Here is a 7608-nt window from a genome sequence, read left to right as displayed (position 1 = left end):
CCGGATGAACCGGTGCCGCCCGCCTGCGTTCGCGGCGTCGGCCGTGCTCGCGCCGACCCGCGTTCCACCGCCCGCAGGATCCGGACACATCGCGGTGCGGGGCGCCCCCGGGCGGCGGCGGACTGCGGCGACAAGTACGACATGCCGTGCACGGGCACCCGGGGCGGCGACTCATTACGGCCATGCGCCCCCGCGTGCCCCCGAAGGTCGTGTTCCGGGGGCCGGTACCTGGGCAACCGCTTGATGCTGATGAAGCCCTGACCGTCCGCGCCAACCCACGTTCGGAGAGTCACCATGACCAAGGTCCTCGTACTGCACAGCGTCAGCCTCGTCGGATCCGCGCTGGCCGCCCTGCTGAGATCCGAAGGCGACTTCGACGTCACGGCCGCGGGGTGGCGGACCGCGGCCCGCCGGGCCGAGTCGTTACGACCGGACGTGGCCGTCGTCGACGTCGACTGTCCGGGGGCGACGGCCGCCCTCACCGGGGAGGGCAAGGGCCCCGGGCGGCTGCTGGACCCGCCCACACCGCTGCTCGTCCTGGCGACCGCCAAGACGCCCGGCGCGCTCGGCCGCGCCTTCCAGGCCAAGGCACTCGGCTACGTCGACAAGGACGGCTCGCCCGGCCGGCTCGTCCGCGCCGTGCGCAAGGTGGCCGCGGGGGAGCGGTTCATCGACGCCGCGCTGGCCTGCGCGTTCATGGAGGCGGACCCGGTCCCCCTCAGCCCGCGCGAACTCAGCGTCCTGACCCGGGCCGCACAGGGCGACTCGGTCGCCGAGATCGCCCGCTCCCTGCACCTCGCCAGCGGCACGGTCCGCAACTACATGGCGGCCGTGACCCGCAAGACCGGCGCGCGCAACCGCATCGACGCGATACGCATATCCCGCAGTGCGGGCTGGGTGTAGGCCGCCCGGACGGCCGGGCTTCAGCGGGGCGTGACCGGCTCTCCCGAGCCCCACATGCCCACCAGGTCCCGGTAGAGGGCCGAGCGCGCAGGCAGCTCCGGGTGCGTGCCGCACACCGCCCGGGTCCCGTCCAGTACGAGGACCCGGTCGGCCCGCGCGGCCGACGAGATCCGGTGGGCCACCACGATCAGGGTGCCGGGACGCGCCGCGAGGGCGAGCTCGGCCCGCTCCTCGGCCTCCGGATCCAGGTGGCAGGTGGCTTCGTCGAGCAGGAGGAGCGGGGCGGGGGAGAGGTGGGCCGCGCCCAGGGCCAGCAGCTGCCGCTCGCCCTGGGACAGCCGCGAGGGATCGAGCACCGCGTCGTAGCCGCCCAGCCGGGTGACCAGCCCCCGCAGCCGCAGCGCGTCGACGGTCGCGTCCAGCCCGGCATCGCTGACCGGCCCCGGGCTGAGGTGGGTCAGGTTCTCGCCCACGGTGCCGGTGAAGACGTACGCCTGCTGCGGCAGCAGCGTCCGGCGCGGATCGGGGCCGCCCCCCGCGGCCGGCCGGGCGGGCGCCCCCGCGACCAGGACCGTCCCCCGGTCCGGGGTGAGCAGCCCGGCGAGCAGCGCGGTGAGCGTGGACTTCCCGATACCGCTCGGCCCCACCACCGCGAGGTGCTCCCCGGGCCGCACCCGCAGGTCGAGATCCCGGAGCACGGGGTGGGCATGGGGCCCGTAGGCGAAGCCGACCCCCCGCAACTCGGCGGCGGCAGCCGGTTCCTCGGGAACGGCCGGACCGGCGGGTGGCTCCGCGAGCTCGGGAACCGGGGGCGCGCAGAACCGGTCCAGTACGACCAGCAGCCGGGTCCCCGCCGAACCGAGGGCGGCCATCAGGGTGTCCAGTGCGGGCAGCAGGGACTGCACCAGATAGGTCACGGCGCCGGCGAGCGCGCCCGCAGTGACCCCGCGCCCGAGCAGCCAGGGAGTGGCGGCCAGCAACGCGACGACCGGCGCCCGGCCCGCCACGCCCAGGGCGAGGGTACGGACCGCTCCCCAGCCGGCGAGCCGCCCGGCCAGCCGCTCCTGCGCCGCGACCAGCGGCTCCACCCGGGCGGCCACGGCCGCGCCGCCGCCGCACGCCACGATGTCGCGCAGCGCCCCCGCCGCCTCCCCCACCCGCGCGGCCAGGGCCTCCTCCGTGTCCAGTGCCTCCCGCTGTACGGCCGCCATCGGGCGCAGCGTCGCCAGGAAGGCGGCCAGCCCCAGCAGCAGCGGCGGCAGCACCACGAGCAGCAGTACCGGGGCGAGCGCCGCGAGGCCGACGAGCGCGCCCACGGCGGTGAAGACGAAGGAACGGGCCGTCAGGACCAGACCGGCGAAGGAGTCGCGGGCCATCTCGGTCTGCTGGGTCAGCCGGGAGACCGCCCGGGCGTCGGCGGCCCGGGCGGGGTCGGCGATCGCCGCGGCCAGGGCCTGGCGCACGGCCCGGCGTACCAGCCCGTCGCGCAGCGGCTCCACCAGCTCCGCGAGCCCGGCGAACACGCCGCGCAGGGCGAAGCCGCCGAGCAGGGCCCCGGCGCCGGCCGCCGCCAGCCAGGCCGCGCCGGTGGCGGCCCGGCCGGCGAGGAAGCCGTCGTCGAGCGCGCGGGCGACGCCGTAGCCCCTGAGGAAGGTGTGCGCGGACTCCAGCAGCGACCACAGCGCGAGGGCGGTCAGCGGCCGGACGCGGGAGCGCAGGAACCGCCGCGCGTCGGGCGCCACCCGCCCCCACGGCCCGGACCGGCTCACGGGAGACCACCCGCGCCCGGGCCGCCGGCCGCCGGCCCGGGTACGGGGGCCGGCTCAGGGCGAGCGGGCTCCGGTTCCGGCCCCGACTCCGGCCCTTGCTCCGGCTCCGGCCACGCCACGGGGCCCGGCCCCGGCTCCGCCCGGCTGCCCGGCTCCTGCTCCCGCGCCCGTTCCGCCCCTGCGGCGAAGACCGCCCGGTAGGCCGGGTCCCGCCACAGGCCGGCGTGGCTCCCGGTGGCCCGGATGCGGCCGTTCTCCAGCCACACCACCAGGTCCGCCCGGGCGGCCGCGGAGACCCGGTGCGCCACCACGATCCGGGTCCCGCCCGGGACGTGGCGCGCCAGCGCCCGTTCCACCTCACGGGCGGTCAGCGTGTCGAGGCTGGAGGTGGCGTCGTCCAGTACCAGCAGCCGACCCGCCCGGAGGAACGCCCGGGCCAGGCCCAGTCGTTGGAGCTCACCGCCCGACAGGGGCGCCTCCGCGAGCACGGTGTCGTAACCGTCGGGCAAGCGCCGTACGAACGGGTCCGCCCCCGCGGCCCGCGCAGCGGCCCGCACCTCCTCCCGCGCGGGCTCCGGGCTCCGGCCGAACGCGATGGCGTCCGCGACGCTCTGCCCGAGCAGTGCGGGCCGGTCGAAGGCATGACCCACCTCCCGGCGCAGCGCCGCCGCGGAGAACTCCTCCAGCGGCACCCCGTCCAACAGGACGCGGCCGCCGTCCGGGTCGGTGAGCCGTCCGGCCACCGCGGCGAGCAGCGACTTGCCCGCGCCGGAGGGGCCCACCACGGCCAGCGTGGCGCCCCCCGGCACCACGAGGTCGATGCCGTCCAGCACCGCCCTGCCGCCCCGCACCACCCGGACCCCCTCCAGCTCCAGCGTCCCGCGCCCGCGCACCGGCAACCCGCGTACGCCGTAGCCGAGTTCGGGCAGGTCGAAGACGGCCGCCGTCCGGTCCGCGGCGGCCCGGGCGCGTACGACGGCGGCCATCCGGCCGGTCACCGCCCCGATCCCGGCGGCGAGTCCGGCGTAGCGCACGGCGGCGAGGAGTTCCCCGACGCCCAGCGCCCCCGCCACCAGTCGCAGTCCGCCCACCCCGAGGACCACGTACAGCAGCAGCGGCATCAGGGCGGAGGTCCGGGCCGTCGTACCGCCGTAGACGCGCCACATCCGCCGCCCCTGCACACCGAGTTCGGGCAGACCGCGCAGGATCCGCACGCGTTCCCGGCCGGCCGTGCCGGCAGCGGCGATGGTCCGGGCCCCGGCGAGGGCCTCGACGAGACGGGCCGCCATGGCCAGCTGGACCTCCTGGTACCGGGCCACGCTGGACCCCGAGTCCCGGGCGAAGGACCGCAACAGCCGGCCGAGCAGGGGGAGCCCGGCGAGGAAGGCGAGGGCGGTCCAGGTGTCGATGAGGAACAGCGCGGCGAGCCCGCCGAGCGGCGGCAGCAGCGAGGCGACGCCGGCCGCCGCGGCGGCGGGCCCGGTCCCCGCCTCCGTGGCGTGCGCGGTCAGTCGTGTGGTGAGGTCACCGGGGGAGTGGCGGCCCGCGTGGTGCGGGGACGTGCGCAGCAGCGCGGCCAGCCCCCTGCGCCGCAGCCAGGCGGTGGTACGGCCGCCCACCTGCCCGGTCAGCAACGTCGTGAGGGCGTCCAGGAACACCTCGGCCGCGATGACGGCGGCGCACCACAGGGCCCAGGAGGGCCCGGCCGGGTCGCGGCGCAGCAGCAGGTCCAGCGCGTGGCCGAGCACGGCGGGCTCCACGAGGGCCGCGAGGGCGGCGGCGACCGAGCACACGCCCACGGCGCCGGTACGCACCGCGCTGTGCCGGGCGGCCGCCCGCAGGGCCCGGTCACCGCCGCGTCCGGAGGCCGTCTTGCCTGGAGGGCCGGGGGTCGGCGGGGACGGGGGCGGGGTCATCGGCGAGGCTCCCAGGGCTCCGGAGATGGCTCCGGGCCCGGGCGGTGAACCGCCCGGGCCCGGAAGCTACCTGATCAGTGACAGGTCGTGAGGCTCAGGCTGCTGTCGCCGCAGAGCAGCAGGCTCGCCTGGCTGCCACCGCCGTGCAGGGCCGCGGCCTCGGTGGTCTCTTCCTTCACGGTCTCCATCGACTGCAGGTCAAGAAGGGTCATGTCGAATTCCTCTCGATGAGTTGGTGCGATGGGTCACGGCCCCGCTGTGGTGCGGGACCGGCTCTGGGACCGCCGCGGCGTGCCGCAGCGGTGGGAGGAACGGCAGCCGGCCGCGCCCGCCGGGCGCCGCGCTGCCGAGGGCGAGCAGGACGCCGGCCGTGCCCGTGGAAAGGTCCATGGACAGGCGCATCAACTGCTCGCCGGGGAAGGCCAGCCGGCCCTGGTACGGCACGGCGTGCCGGGCCAGTGCGGCGATCTGGCGGCCGAGGTCGCCGCTCCGCGTTCCGTCGGGGTCGGGCGTGCTCGTCCGTGCCAGGTGCAGGACCATGCCGGCCGCGCCGCGGAACAGGCCCGGCTGCGCGTAGAAGTTCGACCGGGCGGCCCGCACGATCTCGCGCCGGGCCTGCTCGAAGCGCGGTTCCCCGGCGTGCTCCAGCCAGTCGTCCAGCACCATGCCGATGCCCACGCTGCCGGCGCCGAGATAGGGCATCGTGCGCCAGCCCTCGTCGACTTGCAGGGTGCCGAAGGCACTGGTCACGCACCGGTCGAGATCGCGGTGCAGGGCGTCCCGGGCGTGTACGAGGTACTCCTCGTCGCCGGTGCGTTCGTACAGGCGCAGGAAGAGCAGCGCCGGACCGGAGTTGCCGTACAGCAGTCCAGCGCGGGTCAGCCGGGGGGCCGAGCGAGCGACGAGCCGGGCGCAGCGCAGCGCGGCCGCGTGGAGTTCGCCGTCGCCGGTCGCCGTGCCCAGCGCGTCCAGGGCCAGCCCGATGCCCGACAGCCCGCCGTGCAGGTCCGGGCCGGTCTCCTGCCACGGCTGGCGCAGCAGCTCTGCGGTCAGGGCGAGCGCCTGCTTCCGGTGTCCGAGCCGGTCCAGGGTCCAGGCGGTCCCGGCGAGACCGTCGTAGAAGCCGAGCGGCGTCCCGGAGCCGGGGTCCCCGGCCCGGGCCAGCAGCCATTCCTCGGCTTCGGGCCAGGGCCCGGCGCCGGTCTCGGCCAGCGCGTACAGCACCCCGGCGGCGCCGTACCCGAAGCCGGTGCCACCGCCCTCGGTGGTGAACTGGGCGATGTCGCCGGGGAAGAGCCGGTCCTCCCGGTCGGGCGTGGCCGAGGCGCGCAGGGCGGCCGCCATGGAGCGGCGGGCGGCCTCCCCGTCCCCGGGCTCCACCGGGAGGTACGGGCCGGCCGGCGCGGCCACCCGGCCGCCCGGCGCCGCCGCGGGGTCGCTCGCCGAGGTCCCGGCGGGCTCCGGGTCCGGCCCGGCGAGAATCTCCGCGACGGCCTCGTCCAGGTATCCGGGTGGTAAGGGGAAGCGTTCGGCGGCGACGGCCGCCAGGTGTACGGCCTTGGCCCGGTCAAGTACGAGCAGGCTCGTCAGCGGCAGGAACAGGGCCAGGCGCAGACAGGCGAGGGCGTAGCGGTCCACCGCGAAGCCGCGGCGGTCGGGCGGGGCGACGAAGGCCGGATTGGCGACGGTCTGCCGCAGCCCCTCGTCGACGTGCGCGGCGGCCTCGAAGTCCAGCAGCGCGACGGACGGTTCGCCCGCGGGGTCCTCGGTCACCATGACGTTGAACAGGTGCAGGTCGTTGAAGACCACCCCGCGGGCGTGCACGGCCGCCACGGCCTCGGTGACCCGCTCGTGGATCTTGACGGCCCAGGCGGTGTAGGCGGCGAGCGCTTCCGGCGTCGGATCCGCCTCGATCAGCGGGTGCTTGCGGGCGAAGTAGGTGTTGAGCGGCTTGCCCTCCAGGTACTGCAGGACCAGGAAGTGGTGATCGCCGACCGTGAACGCGTCGCGGACGGACGGTACGCAGTCCAGTCCGGCCAGCCGCTCCAGCGCCGCCCGCTCCCGGTGCAGCCGGGCCACCGCGTCCGCCCCGTCGGCGGCGAGCCCCGCGTACGGCCGGCCTTCCTTGAGGACCACCGCCTCACCGGTGCGGGTGTCGCGGCCGGCGTAGACGCCCCCGCCGTTGGAGAAGTGCAGGGCCCGCTCCACCGTGTAGGGGACAGCGGCGAGGCTGACGGCGGACCGCGCGTCGAGGTGGGGTTTCAGGAAGGGGGGCAGCTCGACCCACTCCGGAGGCTGGAACGCCGGCCCGCGCGGGTCGGGCACCAGGCGTCCGTCGGGGGCCTCGACGGCCGGGACGACCTCGCCGTGCTCGTCGTAGCAGTGCCGCAGCGTGAAGCTCCCGTAGCGCAGGTGGACGGGGCCGGCGCCCCACCGCAGATCGCTGAGGATGTACGGCCCCGGCTCGCCAGCCAGTAGTGCGTCCAGGTCCTCGGCGATGCGGCGGCACTCCTCGGTGTCGGCCGGATAGACCGTCAGGAACTTGCCGCTGGCGGCCCGGTCGGCGTACTTGGCGTTGCGCAGGTGCAGCAGGTACCGGCTCGGCACGAACTTGAAGGCGACCCGCCCGTCCACGCAGTAGTCGTACACCCGCGCCAGGACGGATTCGGCGTTGTCCAGGGTGGCCGATACGTGGATCTTCCAGCCCTGGGAGGGCAGTTCGAGGCCGAGCGGCCGCAGGGCGTACCAGCTGCCGGTGCGGTGGGAGCGCCAGCCCTCCGGGACGGCGGCGAGCGCGGCCGGATAGCTCTCCTCGGCCCGCCGGTACGGCGCGTCGTAGAACCAGCGGTCTGCGTCGCAGAAGGCGGCGTACCCCTTGTTCACCCGTACTCCCTCGGTCGGTCGGCGGCAGAACCACCGTGCCACCCGGGCCGGGCGCCGCGACAGTCACGGCTGTCACCGACAGGGCGTGCAGAACGCACGCTCCGGACCCGCCGCCGGACGCGGCCCGCACCAACCGG

5 protein-coding genes are annotated in these 7608 nt (G+C 76.4%); 1 reads left to right on the top strand and 4 read right to left on the bottom strand.

Annotated elements, in window-relative coordinates:
* Positions 1-294 precede the first annotated feature (294 nt).
* Positions 295-903 carry a response regulator transcription factor gene (locus ACWGH1_RS28905; protein WP_453357367.1) on the top strand — a complete coding sequence of 203 codons (609 nt, stop codon included), beginning with the start codon at positions 295-297 and terminating at the stop codon, positions 901-903.
* Positions 904-923: 20 nt separating this feature from the next.
* On the opposite strand, the gene ACWGH1_RS28900 is transcribed toward ACWGH1_RS28905, so the two are convergent.
* The 4 genes from ACWGH1_RS28900 to lanKC all read right to left on the bottom strand — a co-directional run bounded on the left by ACWGH1_RS28900 (position 924) and on the right by lanKC (position 7471).
* On the bottom strand, positions 924-2672 hold the full coding sequence (locus ACWGH1_RS28900) for an ATP-binding cassette domain-containing protein (RefSeq protein ID WP_453409146.1): 1749 nt from the start codon (positions 2670-2672) through the stop codon (positions 924-926).
* Complete coding sequence (locus ACWGH1_RS28895; RefSeq protein ID WP_453409145.1) at positions 2669-4588, bottom strand: ABC transporter ATP-binding protein; 1920 nt, start codon at positions 4586-4588, stop codon at positions 2669-2671. Before ACWGH1_RS28895 ends, ACWGH1_RS28900 begins: the two co-directional genes overlap by 4 nt.
* Positions 4589-4662: 74 nt before the next feature.
* A complete protein-coding gene (locus ACWGH1_RS28890) occupies positions 4663-4800 on the bottom strand; it encodes a SapB/AmfS family lanthipeptide (protein WP_453355770.1) in 138 nt (45 codons plus the stop codon).
* Complete coding sequence (gene lanKC / locus ACWGH1_RS28885) at positions 4787-7471, bottom strand: class III lanthionine synthetase LanKC (protein ID WP_453355769.1); 2685 nt, start codon at positions 7469-7471, stop codon at positions 4787-4789. The genes ACWGH1_RS28890 and lanKC overlap by 14 nt, the downstream gene beginning before the upstream one ends.
* Positions 7472-7608 lie beyond the last annotated feature (137 nt).

This window comes from Streptomyces sp. NPDC054883 (assembly GCF_053610645.1).
This window is presented reverse-complemented; position numbering and strand designations above follow the sequence as displayed.